Here is a 21,628-nt window from a genome sequence, read left to right as displayed (position 1 = left end):
CGCCATTACGGCGTCGATTCATGAGGCCATTGTGTGGTAGGGCGGACACTCATAACAGATTCAGATAATCTTATTTTGAACCGGTACAGAGGTGCTTGATAGTAAACTGTACTGGTTATATTTCCGCCGAACTGTACCGATCCGTTCGGTTCCGAATCTGGTGCAATGGGTGCAGGAGCCTTGAAGAGGGAGGTGGCTGACATGGGCGTTCTATACAATCAGGTGGCAGACCAGTTGCAGGCGCTGATCCGGGATGGTGTCTATCGGGACGGTGATCGCCTGCCCGGAGTGCGGGTGCTGAGCCGGCAATTCGGGGTAAGCATCTCCACCGTGTTGCAGGCTCACCAGACCCTGGAAGGACGAGGCTACCTGGATGCCCGTGAGCGCAGCGGCTATTTCGTGCGCCTGCCCGCCCGGGATGCCCCCGAGCCGGTCATGCAGAAACATCGCGCCAGACCGGTACCGGTGACGGCCCGGGAAATGACCCTCGACCTGTGCGTGGACGAGCAGAAGCGCATGGTGCCACTGGCCACGGCGATCCCGCACCCGGACTTCCTGCCTCTCCGTCAGATTCAGCAAAGCACTCTGTGGGCGGCGCGTCGGGGGCTGGAGACCCTGGACTATGCGTTTCCGGGCAAGGAGTCCTTCCGGCGTCAGATTGCCCAGCGCATGGCCGCCCTGGGTGTGCCCATCACGCCGGACGATGTGCTGGCGACCAACGGCGCCCAGGAAGCGATCATCCTGGCGCTTCGGGCGGTGACCCAGCCGGGCGACATTGTGGCCGTCGAGACGCCATCGTTTCCGGGAATCCTTCAGGCCTTGGAAGTGGTGGGACTGCGGGTCATCGAGATCCCCACCCATCCGTCTGATGGCATGAGCCTCGAAGGTCTGCAGCTGGCGCTTGACCAATGGCCGCTCAAGGCGTGTGTGGTGGTCACCAACCACAGCAACCCCATGGGCGCGAGAATGCCGGACGAGCGCAAGAAACAGCTGGTGTCCATGTTGGCCGCGGCATCGGTGCCCCTGATCGAGGACGACATCTACGGCGACCTGTACCACTCCGGAGAGCGGCCCAGGCCCGCCAAGGCCTTCGATCGCGCGGATAACGTGATTTACTGCAGTTCCTTCTCGAAGACCATCTCGCCGGGGCTTCGGCTGGGCTGGATGGTGCCCGGTCGTCACATGGCCATGGCCCGGCAGCACAAGTACTTCGTGAACCTGGCCACCTCTTCCATTCCGCAGTTGGCGGTGGCCCACTTCCTGGAGCAGGGCAGTTACGATCGGTACCTGCGCTCGGCGCGCCAGCATTACCGGGAATCCTCGGAGCGGATGCGGGCGGCGATCACCCGATCGTTCCCGGTCGGCACCGCCGTCAGCCGGCCCCAAGGCGGCTTTGTTCTGTGGGTCCAGCTACCGGATGGCATTTCAGGGACCGAGATCTACCAGAAAGCACGGGCGGAGAACATCAATGTGTCACCGGGGTTGATGTTTTCAACCACCAACAAGTACGACAACTGCCTGCGCCTGAACAGCGCCAACCCCTGGACTGAGCGCATCGAGCAGGCTGTGGCCCGTTTGGGGGCACTGGCCCACGCCGAACAGGAGTTGGCTGGCTAGGCTTCGGCCCGCAAGTCCAGCGGGTCGATGAGGCCGGCCGCGATCGCGATGCCGGTGACGTCGGGCAATCGCTCGGCGCCAAGGCGTTTCATGACCCGGGCGCGGTACAGGTCGATGGTTTTCACGCCCACATCGAGCTGCTGGGCGATTTCGCGGCTGGTGTAGCCCTGGGCCAGCGGCAGGAACACGTCCCGCTCCCGGCGGGTGAGGGTGGCCAGCAGGCTGTCGGTGGATTCGTCGCCCTGTTGCCGGTGGCTGGTTTGACGATGTTCCTGCAAGGCCTGCTGAACGCTGTCGAGCAGAAGTTGTTCGTTGAATGGCTTCTCGATAAAGTCGAACGCGCCGGATTTGAAGGCTCGGACCACAATCGGCACATCGGCGTGGCCGGACACGAAAATGATGGGTAGCGCCAATCCCCGTTTCTGCAATTCCTCCTGAACGTTCAACCCCCCCAGTCCAGGCATGCGGACATCCAGGACCACGCAACCTGCGTTTTCAGCGCTGATCGCATCCAGGAATTTGCGGCCGTCAGAGTAGGCCGCCACTTGAAGGCCTACGGATTCCAGCAGCCACTGGGTGGATTCCAGCATGCCGGCGTCGTCATCTACCACGTAGACGGTGGTGGAGTCGGTGGCTGGGGTATCAGTCATCGGGATGGGTCTCCGTGCGAGGTGCGGCGGTGTGTTTGGTACAGGTGGCCGGGGGGAATCGACAGATCAGGGATAGGCCACCGGAACGGCCCGGGGTGGCATCGAGAAAACCGCCGAAGCCCTCGATTATGGAACGGCTCATGGAGAGCCCCAGTCCCAGCCCCTGGGGTTTGCTGGTGTAGAACGGCTGGAACATCTGCCGGATGCCCGGCTCGTCCAGGCCCGGGCCTTGATCACTCACCTCGATCAGCGTTTCCCCGGCGGCATTCACACAGGTGCTGATTACGACCGACGAGGGGTCGCCACCGGCGACCGTGGCCTGGGCTTCCACGTTGGCTTCAATACCATTACGGATCAGGTTGATCAGCACCTGTTCGAGAAGCACCGGGTCGGCGGTAATCACCGGGGCACAGCGGGCCAGGCGCTGGGTAATCCGGACGCCGTTCTTGTCCGCTTCCCACTGGCACAGCCGGGTGACATTGGCGACGATGTCATTCAATGAGACCGGTGCCGTGCGTTTCTGGCCCTTGCGCAGGAAGGCCCGCAATCGCTTGATCACTTCCGACGCGCGGTTGGCGTGGTGGACGATCTTTTGCAGACCGTCGTCCACTCGGCTCAGGCATTCCGGGTTGGCCTGGGCATGTTTCAGGTAGCGCTGACTGGCGCTGGCAAAATTGACGATGGTGGCCAGGGGCTGGTTCATCTCGTGGGCGATGCTGGAGGCGAGTTCACCCAGTGTGGCCAGCCGCGCGGCATGGGCGAGTTCGTCCGCGAGTCTCCGGTTGCTTTCCTCCGATTCAACCCGGCCGGTGATGTCCCGGGAGACACTGATGACTTCAATCACGGCGCCGGTGTAGGTTTCCCGGATGGCGCGGCTGGCGATCTCGAACCAGCGTCGGCTGCCGTCCCGGTGGAGGATGTCCACAGTCATGGTAGCGTAGCCATCGTCCCGAAGCCGGTTACGGGTCTCGGCCAGTTTCTGGGTGACGGAGTGCCCCTTGAAGATGTCTTCCAACGATCTGCCACGAAGTTCCTCGGGCCAGTATCCAAGCAGGCGCCAGGAGGCTGGCGTAGCATCGATAAAACGGCCGTCCGGAGCATGTCGGGAAATCAGGTCGGTGGTGTTTTCGGTAATCAACCGGTATAGCCTGCTGGAGCGGGTGGCCTCGTCGCGCAGCCGCATATCCTCGGTGGCGTCCCGGCCACGAACTAGAATCTGTCCCGTCTCGCGGTCGGGAATAAAGGTCCAGAGCAGAATCGTGCCATCGATCCTGGCTTCGACCCCCTCAATGGCCCGGTTCTGGTTCAGTGCAGACGTGACCAGGGCGCAGGTATTGACCGGCAACAGGTCCAGCGCGTTCGGCAGGTTATTGTGTCGGACCAGATCCAGGGCGGCGCGATTGATCAGCAGTGGCTCGCAATCGGTATTCAGTACCAGCCCGGGTTGCGGGTCGGCGTCCGGCAAACTAAATACGGTTACGGGGGGAGAGTTTGTCATCGCGGTTTTTATGGTATTTATACTATAATACGTTAGTGTAATTTCTAGTATTTGTTCTATCAAATACCATTTTGGCCAGCTCGAAGTATAGCGGCTTTAGCGATTCTCCTGAATACGCCATAAGAACAACAGTGCTCACAGAGGACCCCACAATGACCTCGATTTTTGATCAGGGCCTTGCGCCCGTCGATGCCAACTACGCCGTTCAATCGCCGATTGATTTTATTGAACGCACTGCCAGCGTTTACCCTGAATTCCCGTCCGTTATCCACGGTGCCATCCGGTACACCTGGGCCCAGACCTATGAGCGCTGCGTGCGCCTCGCCTCGGCATTGAAAGGCCGGGGTATCGGGCGGGGCGACACGGTGGCGGTGATGTTGCCGAACATCCCGGCCATGGTGGAGAGCCATTTCGGTGTACCCATGATCGGCGCGGTGCTGAACACCCTGAATGTACGGCTTGATGCCGAAGCCATTGCCTTCATGCTCGAACACGGTGAGGCCAAGGTGGTGATTGCCGATCGCGAGTTCGGTGATGTCATCAATGACGCCGTCAGCCGGCTCAAAGACAAGCCGCTGGTGATTGATGTGGACGATCCCGAGTACGGCGAAGGGGTCCAGGTCAGCGACCTGGACTACGAGGCCTTTCTGCAGGAGGGCGATCCGGGGTTTCAGTGGAGCTTCCCGGCGGATGAATGGGACGCCATCTCGCTGAACTACACGTCGGGCACCACCGGCAACCCGAAAGGCGTGGTCTATCACCACCGCGGGGCGTATATCAACGCACTCGGCAACCAGGCGGTGTGGTCCATGGACATGCACCCGGTCTACCTCTGGACCCTGCCGATGTTCCACTGCAACGGCTGGTGTTTCCCCTGGACCATCACAGCCATGGCCGGAACCCACGTATGCCTGCGCCGGGTTGACCCGGAGAAGATCCTGCAACTGATTCGAGATCACCAGGTCACCCACATGTGCGGTGCCCCGATTGTGCTGAACGCCCTGCTGAACGTGCCGGAGTCCGCAAAGGCCGGTATCGATCATGACGTGAAGTCCATGACGGCCGGTGCGGCGCCACCGGCGCAGGTGATTGGAGCCATCGAGGAAATGGGCATTCAGGTTACCCACGTGTACGGCCTGACCGAGGTGTATGGCCCGGTGACGGTGTGCGCCTGGAAAACGGAGTGGGACAAACTGCCGCTGCACGATCGGGCCAGGAAGAAGGCTCGCCAGGGCGTCCGTTATCACACCCTGGCAGGCACCATGGTGGGTGATCCGAACACCATGGAACCGGTACCGAAGGATGGCAAGACCATCGGCGAGATCTTCCTGCGCGGCAACACCGTGATGAAAGGTTACCTGAAGAATCCGAAGGCCACCGAGGAAGCCTTCCGGGGAGGGTGGTTCCATACCGGTGACCTGGCGGTCTGGCACGAGGACGGCTACATGGAAATCAAGGACCGCCTGAAGGACATCATCATCTCCGGTGGCGAGAACATCTCCACCATTGAGGTGGAAGACACCCTCTACCGCCATCCTGCTGTGCTTGAGGCGGCCGTGGTCGCACGACCGGACGAAAAGTGGGGCGAAACACCCTGCGCGTTCGTCACCCTCAAGCCCGAAGCGGGTGAGGTGAGTGAAGACGACATCATCAGCTTTTGCCGGGAGCACCTGGCGCGCTTCAAGGTGCCCAAGACGGTCGTCTTCTCGGAACTGCCCAAGACCTCCACGGGCAAGATCCAGAAGTTCGTGCTGAGAGATCAGGCCAAAGAGCTGGACTGATTGCCTGACGGGCTGTGCCGGGCCCGGCACAGCCTTTTTACACCGATAAAAACAACCCTGTCTGGTGCACGCCGCGCGTGCGCCCGGAGACCCTATTATGCAAATGTTTCACCGTAACAACGGCGAGGAGCAGCCGTACTGGCCCGCCGGCCCCTTCAAGATTCGCCTGCCGTTTGTTCACTACCGCTGGGAATTCGCGGAGATGGTTCAGGCGCTGATCATGTTTGTGGTCAGTCTGGCCATGATTCCGCTGCTGGAGAATTACCTGGGCGTACCTTACGACGTGGCCCTCGCTTACGTGGTCATCTGCGGCATCGGTTTCATGCTGCCGGCGTTGCTTGGTGTGCCGCTGGTGCCCGGCTGGATCACGCCGGGGATTCCGGTGGTGCTCCTGTTCCTGGGCGATTATGAGCCGGGGCCCGAGGCGATCCAGGCCCTGTTCGCCCTGCAGTTCCTGGTCTTCATGATCTTCTTCGTGCTGGGTGTCACGCGCCTGGGCAGCAAGCTGGTGGAACTGATTCCCCGGTCCATGAAAGGCGGCATCATCATCGGCGCCGGTATTGCCGCCCTCATGGGTGAAATTGAAGCCGGAGGACGGCTGGCCAACACCCCGATATCACTGATCATCGGTGGCCTGGTGTGCCTGTACCTGATGTTCTCGGTCTCGTTCAAAGGCTTTGTGGAGACCAACAGCCTTGCCCGCAAGATTGCCAACTACGGCATGGTACCGGGGATGGTCGTCGCTATTCTGGTGGGCTTTGCGACCGGCGAGTACGCAGTGCCAAGCGTGGAGTGGGGCATCACCCGGCCGGCATTCGGCGAGCTCTGGAATTACCTGCCGTTTACGGTCGGTTTTCCGGATTCGAGCGTCTTCCTGTATGCCATCCCGACGGCGGTCATCGCCTACGTTATCGCTTTCGGCGACATCGTGGTGGGCCAGTCCCTGATGAGTCGTGTTGACCACCTGCGCAAAGACGAAGACATCGACAGCAGTGTCGATCGTGTTCACCTCGTAACCGCCATCCGCAATGGCATGCACGCCTTCCTTGCCCCGTATCCCGGACTCGCCGGTCCGATCTGGACGGCCGTCACTGCCACCATGGCCGAGCGGTACAAGTATGGCCGAAACGCCATGGATTCGATCTACAGTGGCGGCGGGACCTTCTGGATCACGGGCTTCATCGCCCTGTTTGTCTTGCCGCTGGTGAGCTTCTTCCAGCCCGTTCTGCCCATTGCGCTGTCTTTGACCCTGCTGTTGACCGGCTACATCTGTCTGATGGTTGGCCTGGAACAGCTGGAGAACAACACCGAGCGCGGTATTGCCGGCACCATGGGCGTCGTGCTGGCGGTCTACGGCGCAGGCTGGGGCCTTGCGACCGGGGCTGTCCTCTACCTGCTGATTGAGCGGACAAAGTTGCTGGGCTTTACGGCCGATCCGGAAGCGCCAGGTGCCGAGATCGCTGAAGAACACTGATCCGTCTGGCTCCGATTTCGGACCGGAGCCAGACAAACCCCTGTGTGTCCTTGGGAGGTGTAATGCCTCCCTTTTTTTGTCTGAATTCTGGTTGGTGACAGAATGTCATTTCGTGACAATTTGTCGGAAAGTTCCTCCCAAAGCCTTCCTTCGGTCTTGTTATCGGGTTTAAACTGGCGTCACTGGTGAATGTTTAACCGCTGTTTGTGATCGATAACAACACGACAAAACGTGATAACAACAGGAGGCAGCCATGACCATCAGTTCCACGCCCGAAGGGGTGTCGGTTCAGCCCCGTCATATCCGGTTCGATGTCAGTGAAGATCTCAAGTCCTTCTGGCATGGCAATAATGCCTTCAGGACAGCCTTCTTCAACGCCCTTTCCCTCCAGTTTCCGGACGGTGAGCAACAGTTCATCAACGCGGTTCGGCTTTACCGTGATCGTATCGAGGACCCCAAGCTCCAGGCTGAAATCCGGGGCTTTATTGGTCAGGAAGCGCTGCACAGCCGTGAGCACAAGAGCTACAACGAAGCCTTGAAAGCCCGCGGTTATGACATTGATGCCATTGATGATCGGTTCGCCCGGCACATGAAATGGGTGGCAAACCTGCCGCCCAGCCGCCAGTTGGCTGGAACCTGCGGCGCCGAGCACTACACGGCGGTTCTGGCTAACGCCATTCTCCGGCACCCGGAATGGATGGAGGGCGCTACTCCGGGCATGGCCCGCCTCTGGCGCTGGCACGCGATCGAGGAGACCGAGCACAAATCCGTGGCCTTCGATGTCTATCGAGAGTGTGTTGGTAACGAACGTCTGCGCCGGATCGTGTTCTTGTTCGTGACCTGGAATTTCTTCAAGTACACCTTCCTGAACACCTGCAGCCTGCTCAAAACGGACGGCAAGCTCTGGAGCGTGAGCACCTGGCTGGGCGGCCTGAATTTCCTGTGGGGTAAACCCGGCGTGATCCGCAAGTGCCTGCCCGAGTTTCTCGCCTACTTCCGTAAGGACTTCCACCCCTGGCAACAGGACAACCGGCGGGTACTCGAGGAAAATCTCAAGGAACTGGAGGCCGCGCCAACCGCCCGCTGACGGTGTGGTGCTGAAATTCCGATCAGGTTGTGTAACACTGGTCTCCGAGAAGAATAATGACAATAAAGGGCGGTCCCAACCGAGGATTCGCCCGGAGCTGGAGGCCCCATCATGCGAGTTGGATTGATCGTCGATTCCGCGTGCGATTTACCTTACGAATTCAGTCGCAAGCACGACCTGTTTATTCTTCCCGTCACCGCCGTCATCGATGGCCAGACTTACATCGACGAGCATGATCCGGTCAGGACCCAGGAATTCTATCAGAGCGGTCTGTTGCAGAAGGGGCATCAGGCCGAGACCCAGGCCTTCACGCCAAAACAGATTCACGACCTGTTCATGGAGAAGATCGTCACCCAGTTCGACGTGGCCTTCTGTGAAACCGTCACCCGCAGTCGTAGCCTGATTTTCGAGAATGCCACCGAGGCCATGAACAGTGTCCTTGCCAATTACGACCAGACCCGTAAGGCCGCCGGTCGGGAGGGCAAGTTCTCGATGCGGGTCATCGACAGCAAGCAGATCTTTGCCGGCCAGGGCCTCCTTGCCGCCCATACCCTGAAGCTGATTGAGCAGAAGCTCTCCAAGAACGCGCTCAGACATGAGGTAGAGACCTTTTCGGACAAAATCTACACCTGTGTTCTCCCTCGCGACCTCCACTACATCCGGGAACGGGCCCGTCGACGCGGCGACAAGAGCGTCTCGGCGCTGGTGGCCTTCCTGGGCAAGGCGCTCAATATCACGCCGGTGATCTTCGGTAAGGGCGCAGAGGGCCAGCCTGTGGCCAAGACCCGAAGTTTTGATGTGGCCGTGGAGAAAGTGATGAACTACGCTGCCGCTCGGGTGGAGGCGGGCCTGGCCACGCCTTATGTCAGCCTGTCCTGTGGCCTGACCTGGACCGAAATCGAGGACCTGCCGGGGCTGAACCGTCTTCGGGACGCCTGCGAACGCAATGGCGTCGAGCTGTTGTTGTCCCAGATGGGGATCACCAGCAGCATCTATGTGGGGCCGGGCAGTCTGTGCCTTGCCCTGGCCGCTGAACCTCACTCTTTCAACGATTTTCAGTAATTCGCACCCGCCTTGATCCGACGCGGTGATCGGCATTTGCCCCGCCGCAGTTCTCAAACGGTAGTTTTGGCAAACTCTTCTCTGGCGCTGCCGTGTTAGCCTCGTAAGCCTTCTTCCAAACCTTTTGCATACAGGACAGTTGAACCCATGAGCAACAGCAATGCGGATCTTGCCAGCAGGCTGCTGGAACAGCACGTAAAGCATGAAATGGCGTCGCTTAAAGGGGCCAGGCTGCGCAAGTTCCTTGAGCGCGAGGTGACGGAACTCCTGGGTCAGGCTGATGTGGTTACCCTTGGCCGACTGAGTTCGGTGGAGCAGGTAATGGGGGTGATCCAGCGGATCGTCGTGAATATGGAACTGGATGCCGGTATCCCTGAACTGGCGGCGGAAATGGCCACGGAGGTGATGAACGCGCCGGTGCAGGAACAGACCACGCTGGGCGAGATCATCAGCCGGGACCAGGCAACCGGCTTCGTGGAAGAGGCCCTGGAATTGCGCCAGCAGCGGGAGCGGGTCATCAGCGAGATCATGGCACACCCGGTCTATCAGGAGCTGGTGTCCAATGTGGTGTATGCCGGCCTCGTGAACTACCTCTACGAGGACAACCTCATCACCAAGTCGGTGCCTGGGGTGGGTTCCATGATGAAGTTCGGGAAGAAAATGGCGAATCGGGCCGTGCCGGGACTGGATGAAACGTTTGAGCGGCGGATAAAAACCTGGTTATCCGATAGCTTGCCGGGGCTGATTGCCCGCAGTGAGCAGTTCCTCAACAAGGCGCTGTCCGATGACGAACTGCGGGACAGTGTTATGGCCGGCTGGGTGTCGGTAGAGAATCGCACCATTGCTGAACTGCGCGAAGGGATGGGGGATGTCGAACTTCAGGAATTCGTGGTGCTGGGCTACGAGTTTTGGCTTGAGTTCCGAAAAACCGCCTACTTCGAGGGGTGTGCCCGCGCGGTGGTGGAGCACCTGTTTGCCAAGTATGGCGACCGTCCGATCAGTGATCTGCTGAAAGATATTGGGGTCACCCGGGACGTGATCATGGCCGAAATTGATGCCTACGCACTTCCGGTTATGGACGTGTTGCGGGAACAGGGCTATGTTGAGGCCCTGGTTCGCCGCAGGTTGAGCAGCTTTTACAGTTCCGCGGCGGCACGCAAGATTCTTGAGCCGGAGGCCTGACCCGCGCAGCCACCGGCCGTTCACCGGAGGCCTGCCGTGTTTACAGAGTTGTTCTGGGCGTACCTGGTCGCTATTACTCTGCTGACCATTACACCGGGTGTCGACACCCTGCTGGTGATGCGTAATACCGGTCGTGGTGGCTTGAGAGATGGCTGTGTGACCAGTGTTGGCATTTGCAGTGGGTTGTTCATCCACGCGACACTCTCGGCGTTGGGTATCTCCATCCTGCTGGTCGAAACCGCCTGGGCCTTCTCGGCGCTGAAATGGGCCGGGGCCTGCTACCTCGTCTGGCTGGGTATCGCCTCACTCCGGCAGGCGTGGGCCAGAGAGGGCAGGCGCCCGGTTGAGCAGCCGGAGGTGATTCGTCGGCGGGTGGCTACGGCGGTATCCTTTCGTGAGGGGCTGTTGTCCAACGTGCTCAATCCCAAGACCGCTCTGTTCTACATGGCCCTGCTGCCGCAATTTGTGGACCCAGCCGGTAACGCTTTTCAGCAGTCGCTGGTGCTGGCGAGTGTCCACTTCCTGCTCGCTATGCTCTGGCAGTGCGGGCTGGCTTTCGTAGTCGTCCGGTTCAGGGGGCTGGGGGCGAGTGCGCGGGTGAAACGCGCGTTGAACGCTGCCACCGGCGGGTTTTTCGTCGCCATGGGTGCCAAGCTGGCCAGCAGCTGAACCGATCGGAGTGGAAGGACGCCTGAACAGGCGAAAAAAAGGGAAGCCATGGGGCTTCCCTTTTTGCGTTCAGGCATCGCCTTACTTTTCGAGGTACTGCAGCTTGTCCGGCTTGCCGTCCCATTCCTCGGCGTCCGGCAGCGGGTCCTTCTTCTCGGTAATGTTTGGCCACTTGCCGGCGAGATCGGCGTTGATCTCCACAAACTGGACCTGATCGGCGGGCAGTTCGTCCTCGGAGAAAATCGCTTCTGCCGGGCACTCGGGCTCACACAGGGCGCAGTCGATGCACTCGTCCGGATCAATTACCAGAAAGTTCGGGCCTTCGTAGAAACAGTCTACCGGGCAGACTTCCACGCAGTCTGTGTATTTACACTTGATGCAGTTATCAGTAACGATAAACGCCATAGTCAGATCCCTGGTCCAGTGGTCAATCTCATCGGGAGCTTGCAGTCAGGCTCCATGGTTATGTTTTAGTGCGCGATATTGTAGGGAGCGCCCCGCAGACCCGCAAGAGTTGACCCGCTATATCGTTATTACCTGGATCAACAATCCGGAAATTCCGGTCATTTCTCCAGCAACTCCTTCAATTCGTACAACCGGTTCAAAGCCTCTCTCGGGGTCAGGTCATCCAATTCAAGTGCCTTGAGCGTTCGCTCGACCACACTGGGCTCCAGGCTTGCGAACATATCGCCTTGCATGACCGGCTCGCTGACCCGCGCTGAAGGCTGCGGGCGGGCCTCCGGAGCGCTTGGCGCCGGGGCCTGGTCCGTCGAGACGGCAGCGGGGGTTGCGCTGCCTTCGAGGTGCGCCAACTGGCCCTTGGCGTTGCGTATCACGTCCTGCGGCACACCAGCGAGCTTGGCCACCTGCAGACCGTAGCTCTGGCTCGCCGGGCCATCGTGGACGTTGTGAAGGAAGACGATGCTGTCGTCGTGCTCGGTGGCAGTCAGGTGCACGTTGACGGCGTGGGTCAGGTCGTCGGCGAGCTGGGTCAGTTCAAAGTAGTGCGTGGCGAACAGGGTGTAGCAGCGAATGTTTTTTGCCAGGTGTTCGGCCGTGGCCCAGGCCAGGGACAGGCCATCGAAGGTGCTGGTGCCGCGGCCCACCTCATCCATCAGTACCAGGCTGAACTCCGTCGCGTTGTGGAGGATGTTGGCGGTTTCGGTCATTTCCACCATAAACGTGGAACGCCCGCCGGCAATGTCGTCCGAGGAGCCCATGCGGGTGAAGATGCGATCCACCGGGCCCAGGACCGCGCGGTTGGCCGGTACAAAACTGCCGGTGTAGGCAAGCAGGGCAATCAGTGCGGCCTGGCGCATGTAGGTGGACTTACCGCCCATGTTCGGGCCGGTGATCACCAGCATGCGGCGCTGGGTGTCCATCAGCAGGTCGTTGGGCACGAACGGTTCGTCGAGCAGCTGCTCCACCACTGGATGGCGACCTTCTTCGATGTCGAAGCCGGGTGACTCACTGAACTCGGGAGCCGCAAGGCGCAGGGTGGTGGCCCGCTCGGCAAAGTTGCTCAGGACGTCCAGCTCGGCCAGGGCCTGGGCCGCATCCTGAAGCGGCGCCAACTGCTCGGCGACCGTTTCCAGAACCTCATCGTAGAGGGCCTTTTCCCGTGCCAGCGCGCGGCTCTTGGCGCTCAGGGCCTTGTCCTCGAACTCTTTCAGTTCCGGGGTGATAAACCGTTCCGCGTTTTTCAGGGTCTGGCGCCGGATGTAATCCACCGGAGCCTGGTCGGACTGGGCCCGGCTGATTTCGATGTAGTAGCCGTGCACCCGGTTGTAGCCCACCTTGAGGGTGCTGATGCCGGTACGGTCCCGTTCCCGGGTTTCCACGTCCAGCAGGTACTGGCCCGCGTTCTCGCTGATGTTGCGCAGGTCGTCCAGTTCCTCGTCGAAGCCTTCGCGGATCACGCCGCCGTCACGGATAACCACGGGCGGATTGTCGATGATGGACCGTTCTAGCAGGTCGGCCAGCTCCGGGTATTCGCCGATGACGGTTGCCAGCTTGACGATGTGATGGGAATTGACCGGTTTCAGGGTTTCCTGAAGGTTCGGCAACGCCTGGAAGGCATCCCGCAAGCGGGCCAGGTCCCGGGGGCGGGCCGAGCGCAGGGCGACCCGGGCGAGCACCCGTTCAATGTCTCCGACCGCCTTCAGCAGGTCATGCACCGGCTCGTAATGAAAGCCGTCCAGCAACGCCGATACCGCCTGTTGGCGCTGGGAAACCACCGTCACGTCGCGCAGTGGGCGATTGAGCCAGCGCCGGAGCTCCCGGCCGCCCATGGAGGTAGCGGTGCGGTCCATTACCCAGGCCAGGGTGTGCAGGTGGCCGCCCATCAGGTTGGTGTCGATCTCGAGGTTGCGGCGGCTGGCGGCATCCAGGATGACCGCTTCGTCCCGCCGTTCCCGGGTCAGTTTCCGGATGTGGGGCAGGGCGGTGCGCTGGGTTTCCTTGGCGTACTGCAGCAGGCAGCCGGCAGCGCAGATGGCCAGGGTCAGGTCCTCGCAGCCGAACCCGGTCAGGTCCCGCACCTGCAGCTGGTGTGTGATGACCCGGCGTGCCGTATCGGATTCGAACAGCCAGGGGCCCTGGCGGCGAATGCCGGTGTAACCCTCCAGCACCTCTTCGTAAGGGAAGTCCTCGCTGATCAGGATTTCCGCCGGACGCACGCGCTGGAGTTCGCCCTGCAGGGCTTCCAGGTCGTCCAGTTCAGAGACCGCAAAGCGGCCACTGGAAATATCCAGCGAAGCAAAGCCGAATTGTTCGCGATGGCTGTAAATGGCCACCAGAAGATTGTCGCGACGGTCCTCCAGATAGGCATCGTCACTGAGTGTGCCCGGCGTGACAATTCGAACCACCTGGCGATCGACCGGGCCTTTACTGGTGGCCGGATCGCCAATCTGTTCGCAGATGGCGATGGATTGACCCGCCCGCACCAGCCGGGCAATGTATCCCTCAGATGAATGGAACGGGATGCCCGCCATGGGGATCGGGTTGCCGCCGGACTGCCCGCGAGCGGTCAATGTGATGTCCATCAGCTCAGCGGCTTTCTTGGCGTCTTCGTAAAACAGCTCGTAGAAATCCCCCATGCGGTAGAACACCAGCTCGTTGGGGTGCTGCCCCTTGATCTTCAGATACTGCTGCATCATGGGGGTGTGCTTGGAGAGATCGGTCTGGGCTGCTGACATGGACGGTCCGGATTGCCTTGCTTTGGATGAAGGCGTGAATTGTAAGAAAATAACGCCCCGGATGAAACGAAGGAGATCATTATGAGCGCCAGTGATCAGGAATTGTCCGAGGCGGGTGCCCGCCTTGGCAAACTGCTGGAGCGTCAGGGACGTACGATTGTCACGGCCGAGAGCTGCACCGGAGGTTGGGTTGCCAAGGTGTTGACGGACAGGGCGGGTTCCTCCGCGTATGTGTTGGGAGGCCTGGTAACGTACAGCAACGATGCCAAGGAAGGGTTGCTGGGCGTAAGCGGTCAATCGCTGGCTGACCACGGTGCCGTCAGTGAACCGGTGGTTCGGGAAATGGTTGCCGGTGCGCTGGCGGTGACCGGTGCGGATGTGGCCGTGGCCATCAGTGGTGTCGCGGGGCCGGGCGGTGGCAGCGAAGATAAGCCGGTGGGCACGGTGTGGTTTGCCTGGGGCCGGGGCCCGGCATCCACGGAAGCCGTGGTAGCCCATTTTCCAGGTGACCGGGACGAGGTTCGTCGCCAGGCGGTGCTCTTTGCGTTGCAGGGGGTCAGTGATTTTCTCGGCGCCTCCTGAATGGCATCCGATGGGGCTGGCGGACGCCTCCCGTCAGTTTCGTGAAAGAGGGGGTTGGTCTCCTCATCGGGTTATGTTTTAATACTGTTCAAATATACAGGGAATTTGCTGTATCTGCTGTACAAGTTCCCGCTCCAAAATTCTGCGACCGGCGTTAAGTGACGACCGGTGGCTACGGCGACAGAGGGTTTGCACTGATGGAAGACAACCGCAAGAAAGCACTAAGCGCAGCACTGGGTCAGATCGAGCGCCAGTTCGGCAAGGGCGCCGTCATGAAAATGGGCGATCAGCCCCGTGAAGCCATTCCTGCGGTATCCACCGGTTCTCTCGGGCTCGACGTTGCCCTGGGTATTGGCGGTCTTCCCTATGGGCGAATCTGTGAGATCTACGGCCCGGAAAGTTCCGGTAAAACCACGCTGACCCTTCAGGTCATCGCTGAAGCCCAGAAGCAGGGAAAAACCTGTGCCTTTGTGGACGCGGAGCACGCACTTGATCCCGTTTACGCTGAAAAGCTGGGCGTAAATGTCGACGACCTGCTGGTGTCCCAGCCGGATACCGGCGAACAGGCACTGGAAATCGCCGATATGCTGGTTCGCTCCAACGCCGTTGACGTGATCATCGTGGACTCCGTCGCAGCCCTGACACCAAAAGCGGAAATCGAAGGCGAAATGGGCGACAGTCACGTAGGCCTTCAGGCGCGTTTGATGTCTCAGGCGCTGCGTAAGCTGACCGGTAACGTCAAACACGCCAATTGCCTGATGATCTTCATCAACCAGATCCGGATGAAGATTGGTGTGATGTTTGGCAGCCCGGAAACCACCACTGGCGGTAATGCGCTGAAGTTCTATTCCTCCGTGCGTCTGGACATCCGCCGTATCGGCTCGGTGAAAGAAGGCGACGAGGTGGTGGGCAACGAAACCCGCGTGAAAGTGGTCAAGAACAAGGTGGCGCCGCCGTTCCGCCAGGCCGAGTTCCAGATCATGTACGGCAAGGGCATCTACCACATGGCCGAGGTTCTGGACATGGGCGTGAAAGAAGGCTTCGTGGACAAATCCGGTGCCTGGTACGCCTACAACGGCGACAAGATTGGCCAGGGCAAGGCCAACGCCTGCAAGTTCCTGGAAGAGAACCTGGACCTGGCCACTGAAATTGAAGCCAAGGTCCGTGACAAGTTGATGCCGAAGCCGGAGAAAAAAGAGAAGGCCGAGGAAGCCCCGGCTGAAGCAAATGGCGAACTGCTTTAACTGAACGGTCCATCCAGTAATGGGCAGCAGGACGCCTTTCCTGCTGCCCATGCCCCCTTCCCAGCCCTCCGATTTTCGATTCCTTTCGTTTTGACGTCCCTGTCTTGCCGGGAATGCCATCAGCTTGAAAATAACCGGGGCTGTGTTATACCGAGATAACACAATCCGGGCAGTGACTCCGTAGCAACGGGGAGCCGTGGTGGAGATTGTTTGGTTAATAAGGACATTCAACCAAATCGGGGCGCTCTCATGACGACGCTGTACCTCTCCTTCCTGAACCACGTTCTGACAAGGCGGGCGTGTCTGCCGCTCACGTTCGCGATTGCCTTCCTGATTGCCGCTCTGACACCCGGCGCAGCGGGCTCTGCAGAACCTGAAGGTGGTGGTCATCCAAAACTGATTCTGCAAATTACCGTGGATGCACTGCGGGCCGATTTGCCAGAGCGTTACGCGTCCGTCCTGGGAGACGGTGGCTTCAAGCGCCTCTGGAACAACGGAATCACCTATTCCAACGCCAACTACCGGCATGCCAACACGGAGACCGTCGTTGGTCACACATCCCTGGCTACGGGCACCGTACCTGCACGCCATGGGATGATCGGAAACGTCTGGTTTGACCGTGAGTTGGGACGACTGATCTACAACATCGAAGATGCACGTTATCGGTTGCTGACAGCCGGTGCTGATGTGGATAAACAGACTGAAATCGATCCGACCCAGAAGGCAGCCAAGGTGGATGGCCGGTCACCAACCGCCATCCTCACGTCGACGTTCAGTGATGAATTGGCGATTCACTTCAATGGGCGGTCGAAGATCTTCGGCGTCTCCGTGAAAGATCGGGGCGCAGTGACCCTGGCTGGGCAGACCGGGAAAGCCTTCTGGTTCTCCAAGGCCACCGGGGAGTTTGTTACCAGCACGTATTATTATGACGAGTACCCGCAATGGGTGACGGACTGGAACGCGGGCAAGCCCGCTGGCAAATACGCGGACCAGGCCTGGGAGCTGCTCCTGGAGCCGAATGCTTACCAGTTTGGTGGGTCTGATGATCAGGATTTCGAAACCGATTTTCCGGGTTTCGGGCGTACCTTCCCGCACGCCTGGGGCACAGCCGACGACAAGTATATGACGACGCGCCTGACGCTCAGCCCGGCCGGTGACGAATTAACCCTCGATTTTGCAACCACGTTGATGAAAGCCGAGGGGTTGGGGCAGGACGAGGTACCGGATTTCCTGGCGGTCAGCTTTTCCTCAACCGACTATGTCGGTCACGTTTTCGGCGCGTCCAGCCTGGAAACCGAGGACAATATGGCTCGCCTGGATCGTACCCTGGCTAACCTGCTCAACGTTGTTGATGAGCACGTTGGCCTTGAGGACACATTGGTGGTGCTTTCGGCCGACCACGGACAGCCCGAAGTCCCCGGCCATCTCAATGAACTTGGTGTGTCCGGTGCCAACTATTTCGATGTCGAGGCGCTCGACAAGACACCGGCCATTGAGGCCCTGAAGAAGCAGTTTGGCATTGGTGAGGAACTCATAGAGGCGTTCTTCCAACCCTACCTGTATCTGAATGATGAGGTCATCAAAGAAAAAGGTCTGAACAAAGCGGCGATCGAACAGACACTTGCCGACACGCTGATGCAGTTTGAGGGCATTTCCGTGGCTATACCCAGTTCGGCCCTTCGGTCGGGAGCGTTTCCGAACGTTCCAGTGATCAATGCCGTCCTGAATAACTTTCACCCCAAGCGCTCGGGCGACATCTACGTGGTGTTCAATCCCAATGTCTTCATCAACGATTTTGACGGCCTGGAGGTGGCGTCTGTTCACGGTTCACCCTGGCGTTATGACACCCATGTGCCGGTGATTTTTTCCGGATACGGACTGAAGGCCCAAACCGTCAGTCGACCAATAGCGCCGTATGACATTGCCCCGACGCTGTCATCCCTGATCGGCGCAAAAGCGCCCTCCGGGGCTGTGGGTGAGCCGTTGTCGGAAGTTCTGGGGCACTGACTTTGTTACACTGACCCTGGGCTGCCCTGCGACGCATTCCGTAATGGCAGGGCCTCAATGTGGTGAACCGGTCCGGGAGAGCCAGTGGAGAACAGGAAACAGTTATTGATCGTGGCCCATGCGCCCTCCCCAAACACCCTCAAACTGCGCGAGGCGGTGGAGAGGGGCGCCTGCCACGAAGACATCGAGAACGTTGATGTCCGAGTGCTCGCGCCGCTGCAAGCGGGCCCGGAAGACGTACTCGCCTGCGATGCGATCATACTCGGAACCACTGAAAACCTTGGCTACATGAGTGGGGCCCTCAAGGATTTCTTCGATCGCAGCTATTACCCCTGCCTGGAGAAAACCCAGGGTTTGCCCTTCGCCTATTACATTCGGGCCGGGCACGATGGCACCGGGACCCAACGCGCCATCGAGTCGATCACCACCGGCCTTCGCTGGAAACAGGTTCAGGAGCCGCTGCTCTGTCGCGGGGAATACCGGGATGCGTTTCAGGAGCAGTGTCTGGAGCTGGGGCTATACGTGGCTGCAAGCCTGGATGCAGGCTTGATCTAGTCGGTGCGCTAGCTGGCAAGCCGGTTATAGAAGCCTTCGATCCGCGACAGCGCATTATCCACCGCCCGTGAGTAGCCTTTCTTGTCCAGGCAGTAGCTGAACTGAATGCTGATCCGGTAGCCCGTCTGGAACGGCTGGCACTCCACGACCCGGGCACCCACCCTGGATTCCCGGATGTACTTGCCGGCGAAATCCATGAACAGTCGAACGCCGGGGTCCATCGGTCGGGGGCCGAGAACGGCCATGCCGTAACGGTTCAGATCCAGACAGGTTACGGACATGGCCTGTCTGGCGCGTCCAAACACGCCCCGTTCCCGTAACTGAACCTGAAGGCAAGAAGCTGGGTAGCGATCCTTGATTCTGCGATCGGTCGAATCACTCGTCATAGAGGTGCATCCATTGCGTTTCTTGTCATTGTGTAGCCAGGGAGAGAAAGTGTAGTTCTGGAACATCTGTCTGAAAAATGACCGTTCATGAAAGTGTGAACTGGCTAACACTTCCGTAAAGGGCTGCCAAACGGCAGAAAACTTGCGTGGGCACGCGACAGGGGCGGCTGCAGAATCTACAATGACCGGCCAATGATTCAACCGTTACAGGACCGTACCTTGAAGTCACTGTCTCTGCACCAGCTCTACAAATCCTGCGTTCTGAAAGACCTGCCGTTCAAAACCACCAGGCAACTGGAGCCGCTGGCCGAAATCGTCGGGCAGAACCGGGCCCAGGAGGCCGTCCGTTTTGCGCTGGCGATGCCCCACGGCGGTTATAACGTCTACGCGGTCGGGCGCAATGGACTGGGCAAGCGCACCATGATGCTGCGCTATCTTGAGCACCACGTGGATACCGATCAGCAGAGTCATGACTGGTGCTACGTCGCCAACTTTGAGGAACCGCGGGTTCCACGGTTGCTGCAACTGCCGTCGGGCAAGGGCACCGAGCTCAAGCAGGACATGGAAAAACTGATGAGCCGGCTGGTGAAGGTTATCCCTCAGACCTTCGATAGCGACAGCTTCCTGGAACGCTCGGAACAGTTGAAGAACGAATACGGCAAGATGCAGGAAGACGAACTGGAGAAGGTGGCCGCCCAGGCCAAGCGCAAGAAGGTCAGCCTGACTGTCACCACCCCCGGGGGGTATCGCCTGGTCGCCATGAACGGTGACGAACCGCACACGGCGGAATCGTTCCAGGCGTTGACCGACGAGCAGCGCGACAAGTTCGAAGACTCGATCAACAAGCTGGAAAAAAAGCTGAGGCAGGCCCTGCGCAAATTGGCCGACTGGGAGCAAGAGTACGCCGACAAGCAGCAGGCACTGAACAAGGAAACCCTGGAAGGCATCTCGGGCCATCAGATCGACGAGCTCGAGGAAAAATACCGTGACCTGCCGGATGTGGTGTCCTTCTTTGAAGCTGTCCGGAACGATCTGGCCGAGAACCTGGATATCTTCCTGGATGACGACGACGAGCAGGCGGCCATTGCCTACGCGTCTCTCGACAAGAAAATGCCCCGGCGCTACCTGGTTAACCTGTTGGTGCACCAGAAAACCAACGAAGTGCCGGTAGTGGTCGAAGACAACCCGACCTATCACAACCTGTTCGGTTACGTAGAGAACGTGACCTACAAGGGCACGGTGTTTACCGATTTCTCCCTGATCCGGCCGGGCAGCCTGCACCGGGCCAACGGTGGGTATCTGTTGATGGACGCCATCAAGGTCCTGGAGCAGCCGTTCGTCTGGGACGGCCTGAAACGTGCCCTGCGCTCCAGGTCGATTCAGATCAACTCCCTGGAGCGCGAACTGACGCTGTCCGGAACGATCTCCATTGAGCCGGAAGCGGTACCTCTGGACGTCAAGATTGTGCTGTTCGGGGACCGGGAGACCTGGATGCTGTTGCAGGAATACGATTCGGAGTTCGCGGAGCTGTTCCGCGTGACGGCGGATTTTGAGAACGAGATGTACCGCTCCGACGACAGCCAGCTGCTCTACGCCAAATTCATTGCCAGCCTGGTGAGCGAGAAGAAACTGCTGCATTGCTCCAACAAGGCAGTGGCTCGGGTGATTGAGCACAGTGCCCGTATGGCGGAGCATCAGGACCGTTTGTCCCTGCACGCGGCGGACATCGCCAACCTGCTGCGCGAATCCGATTTCTGGGCCCGTCAGGCCAACGCGAAACTGATTCAGGACGTGCACGTGGAACGGGCGCTCGAGAGTGCCAAGTACCGCAGCAGCCGGATCCGGGATCAGTTCTACGATTCCATCCGCGATGGCACGACGTTGGTGAGCACCAGCGGCACCTGTATCGGGCAGGTGAATGCGCTCTCGGTGCTGTCCACGGGCGGTTTTGAGTTTGGACTTTCCAACCGTGTGACCGCAACCTGCTACTATGGAGATGGTGCGGTGATGGATATCGAGCGGGACGTGAAGCTTGGGGGGAATATTCACTCCAAGGGCGTCATGATCCTGAGCTCCTGGCTGGCTTCCCACTTCGCCATCACGGATCCGATGCATTTGTCTGCCAGCCTGACCTTCGAACAGAACTATGGAGAAGTGGATGGCGACAGCGCCTCCCTGGCGGAGCTCTGTGCGCTGATTTCGTCCCTGGCCGGGATTCCGGTCAGGCAGGATCTTGCCATCACCGGATCGGTCAACCAGTTTGGTGAGGTTCAGCCCATTGGCGGGGTGAACGAGAAGGTCGAAGGCTTCTTTGCAACTTGCCAGTTGAAAGGCGGTCTCACTGGCTCCCAGGGTGTGATCGTTCCCAGCACCAATGTTCAGAATCTGATGCTGGACAGTGAATTAGTCAAAGCCGCCCGGGAGGGTAAGTTTGCGGTCTACGCCGTGAGCCGGCTGGAGGAGGCCGTCACCCTGCTGCTCGGTAAGCCTGCCGGCAAGGCAGATGACAAGGGCAGGTACCCGAAGCAGAGCGTTTTTGGCATTATCCAGCAACGGCTTGAGAAAATGCGTGAACACGAGCGTCAGGAACATGCTCGGGACGACCATAAGGATCCGTCAATTCACTGACCGGACTCA

General features: G+C 59.6%; 17 protein-coding genes. 12 read left to right on the top strand and 5 right to left on the bottom strand.

The features are described 5' to 3' along the window. Positions 1-201: 201 nt before the first annotated feature. Positions 202-1,617: an aminotransferase-like domain-containing protein gene (locus KXD86_RS16915; RefSeq protein ID WP_218637332.1), complete on the top strand. Its 1,416-nt coding sequence runs from the start codon at positions 202-204 to the stop codon at positions 1,615-1,617. Here the strand turns inward: KXD86_RS16915 and KXD86_RS16910 are convergent. Next, the gene (locus tag KXD86_RS16910) at positions 1,614-2,267 is read right to left on the bottom strand and encodes a response regulator transcription factor (RefSeq protein WP_218637331.1); all 654 of its coding nucleotides are present in this window, start codon (positions 2,265-2,267) and stop codon (positions 1,614-1,616) included. The genes KXD86_RS16915 and KXD86_RS16910 overlap by 4 nt on opposite strands. After that, entirely contained in the window at positions 2,260-3,765 is a 1,506-nt protein-coding gene (locus KXD86_RS16905; RefSeq protein ID WP_218637330.1) for a sensor histidine kinase, read from the bottom strand. The genes KXD86_RS16910 and KXD86_RS16905 overlap by 8 nt, the downstream gene beginning before the upstream one ends. Positions 3,766-3,917: 152 nt before the next feature. Here KXD86_RS16905 and KXD86_RS16900 point away from each other — a divergent pair, with 152 nt between their 5' ends. The 6 genes from KXD86_RS16900 to KXD86_RS16875 all read left to right on the top strand — a co-directional run bounded on the left by KXD86_RS16900 (position 3,918) and on the right by KXD86_RS16875 (position 11,020). Beyond that, positions 3,918-5,546: an acyl-CoA synthetase gene (locus tag KXD86_RS16900; RefSeq protein ID WP_218637329.1), complete on the top strand. Its 1,629-nt coding sequence runs from the start codon at positions 3,918-3,920 to the stop codon at positions 5,544-5,546. Between the two features lie 97 nt (positions 5,547-5,643). Continuing rightward, positions 5,644-7,020 (top strand): solute carrier family 23 protein, encoded by a 1,377-nt coding sequence (locus tag KXD86_RS16895; RefSeq protein WP_218637328.1) that lies wholly within the window; start codon positions 5,644-5,646, stop codon positions 7,018-7,020. Positions 7,021-7,273: 253 nt separating this feature from the next. Continuing rightward, entirely contained in the window at positions 7,274-8,107 is an 834-nt protein-coding gene (locus tag KXD86_RS16890) for a metal-dependent hydrolase (RefSeq protein WP_218637327.1), read from the top strand. A gap of 111 nt (positions 8,108-8,218) precedes the next feature. Further along, complete coding sequence (locus tag KXD86_RS16885) at positions 8,219-9,169, top strand: DegV family protein (RefSeq protein ID WP_218637326.1); 951 nt, start codon at positions 8,219-8,221, stop codon at positions 9,167-9,169. Positions 9,170-9,316: 147 nt separating this feature from the next. After that, positions 9,317-10,351 (top strand): hypothetical protein, encoded by a 1,035-nt coding sequence (locus KXD86_RS16880; protein WP_218637325.1) that lies wholly within the window; start codon positions 9,317-9,319, stop codon positions 10,349-10,351. Between the two features lie 36 nt (positions 10,352-10,387). Beyond that, positions 10,388-11,020 carry a LysE family translocator gene (locus tag KXD86_RS16875; protein WP_218637324.1) on the top strand — a complete coding sequence of 211 codons (633 nt, stop codon included), beginning with the start codon at positions 10,388-10,390 and terminating at the stop codon, positions 11,018-11,020. An 81-nt stretch (positions 11,021-11,101) separates the two neighbouring features. Here the strand turns inward: KXD86_RS16875 and fdxA are convergent, their stop codons facing one another. Together fdxA and mutS are read right to left on the bottom strand one after the other, a co-directional pair. After that, positions 11,102-11,425, bottom strand: coding sequence for a ferredoxin FdxA (gene fdxA, locus KXD86_RS16870; RefSeq protein ID WP_215983906.1), 324 nt, complete (start codon positions 11,423-11,425; stop codon positions 11,102-11,104). A gap of 158 nt (positions 11,426-11,583) precedes the next feature. Then, a complete protein-coding gene (gene mutS, locus KXD86_RS16865; RefSeq protein ID WP_218637323.1) occupies positions 11,584-14,217 on the bottom strand; it encodes a DNA mismatch repair protein MutS in 2,634 nt (877 codons plus the stop codon). Between the two features lie 81 nt (positions 14,218-14,298). Between mutS and KXD86_RS16860 the strand changes: the two genes are divergently transcribed. The 4 genes from KXD86_RS16860 to KXD86_RS16845 all read left to right on the top strand — a co-directional run bounded on the left by KXD86_RS16860 (position 14,299) and on the right by KXD86_RS16845 (position 18,605). Continuing rightward, on the top strand, positions 14,299-14,799 hold the full coding sequence (locus tag KXD86_RS16860; RefSeq protein WP_218637322.1) for a CinA family protein: 501 nt from the start codon (positions 14,299-14,301) through the stop codon (positions 14,797-14,799). 197 nt (positions 14,800-14,996) lie between these two features. Next, on the top strand, positions 14,997-16,043 hold the full coding sequence (gene recA / locus KXD86_RS16855; RefSeq protein ID WP_218637321.1) for a recombinase RecA: 1,047 nt from the start codon (positions 14,997-14,999) through the stop codon (positions 16,041-16,043). A gap of 249 nt (positions 16,044-16,292) precedes the next feature. Next, on the top strand, positions 16,293-18,050 hold the full coding sequence (locus KXD86_RS16850) for an alkaline phosphatase family protein (RefSeq protein WP_218637320.1): 1,758 nt from the start codon (positions 16,293-16,295) through the stop codon (positions 18,048-18,050). Positions 18,051-18,134: 84 nt separating this feature from the next. Next, positions 18,135-18,605 carry a flavodoxin family protein gene (locus KXD86_RS16845; RefSeq protein WP_218637319.1) on the top strand — a complete coding sequence of 157 codons (471 nt, stop codon included), beginning with the start codon at positions 18,135-18,137 and terminating at the stop codon, positions 18,603-18,605. A gap of 8 nt (positions 18,606-18,613) precedes the next feature. Here KXD86_RS16845 and KXD86_RS16840 read toward each other — a convergent pair whose 3' ends face one another. Next, entirely contained in the window at positions 18,614-18,991 is a 378-nt protein-coding gene (locus KXD86_RS16840) for a PilZ domain-containing protein (protein WP_218637318.1), read from the bottom strand. A gap of 219 nt (positions 18,992-19,210) precedes the next feature. On the opposite strand from KXD86_RS16840, the gene KXD86_RS16835 reads away from it, so the two are divergent. Beyond that, on the top strand, positions 19,211-21,619 hold the full coding sequence (locus KXD86_RS16835; protein WP_218637317.1) for a Lon protease family protein: 2,409 nt from the start codon (positions 19,211-19,213) through the stop codon (positions 21,617-21,619). Positions 21,620-21,628 lie beyond the last annotated feature (9 nt).

The sequence above is a fragment of the Marinobacter arenosus genome (assembly GCF_019264345.1).
Lineage (GTDB): Bacteria > Pseudomonadota > Gammaproteobacteria > Pseudomonadales > Oleiphilaceae > Marinobacter > Marinobacter arenosus.
This window is presented reverse-complemented; position numbering and strand designations above follow the sequence as displayed.

Bases quoted from the DNA above. Each gene is read 5' to 3' on its own strand.
- KXD86_RS16900 (WP_218637329.1), top strand. From the start codon at position 3,918: ATGACCTCGATTTTTGATCAGGGCCTTGCGCCCGTCGATGCCAACTAC.
- KXD86_RS16890 (WP_218637327.1), top strand. From the start codon at position 7,274: ATGACCATCAGTTCCACGCCCGAAGGGGTGTCGGTTCAGCCCCGTCAT.
- KXD86_RS16905 (WP_218637330.1), bottom strand. From the start codon at position 3,765: ATGACAAACTCTCCCCCCGTAACCGTATTTAGTTTGCCGGACGCCGAC.
- fdxA (WP_215983906.1), bottom strand. From the start codon at position 11,425: ATGGCGTTTATCGTTACTGATAACTGCATCAAGTGTAAATACACAGAC.
- mutS (WP_218637323.1), bottom strand. From the start codon at position 14,217: ATGTCAGCAGCCCAGACCGATCTCTCCAAGCACACCCCCATGATGCAG.
- KXD86_RS16910 (WP_218637331.1), bottom strand. From the start codon at position 2,267: ATGACTGATACCCCAGCCACCGACTCCACCACCGTCTACGTGGTAGAT.
- KXD86_RS16880 (WP_218637325.1), top strand. From the start codon at position 9,317: ATGAGCAACAGCAATGCGGATCTTGCCAGCAGGCTGCTGGAACAGCAC.
- KXD86_RS16840 (WP_218637318.1), bottom strand. From the start codon at position 18,991: ATGACGAGTGATTCGACCGATCGCAGAATCAAGGATCGCTACCCAGCT.
- KXD86_RS16895 (WP_218637328.1), top strand. From the start codon at position 5,644: ATGCAAATGTTTCACCGTAACAACGGCGAGGAGCAGCCGTACTGGCCC.
- recA (WP_218637321.1), top strand. From the start codon at position 14,997: ATGGAAGACAACCGCAAGAAAGCACTAAGCGCAGCACTGGGTCAGATC.
- KXD86_RS16860 (WP_218637322.1), top strand. From the start codon at position 14,299: ATGAGCGCCAGTGATCAGGAATTGTCCGAGGCGGGTGCCCGCCTTGGC.
- KXD86_RS16885 (WP_218637326.1), top strand. From the start codon at position 8,219: ATGCGAGTTGGATTGATCGTCGATTCCGCGTGCGATTTACCTTACGAA.
- KXD86_RS16850 (WP_218637320.1), top strand. From the start codon at position 16,293: ATGACGACGCTGTACCTCTCCTTCCTGAACCACGTTCTGACAAGGCGG.
- KXD86_RS16915 (WP_218637332.1), top strand. From the start codon at position 202: ATGGGCGTTCTATACAATCAGGTGGCAGACCAGTTGCAGGCGCTGATC.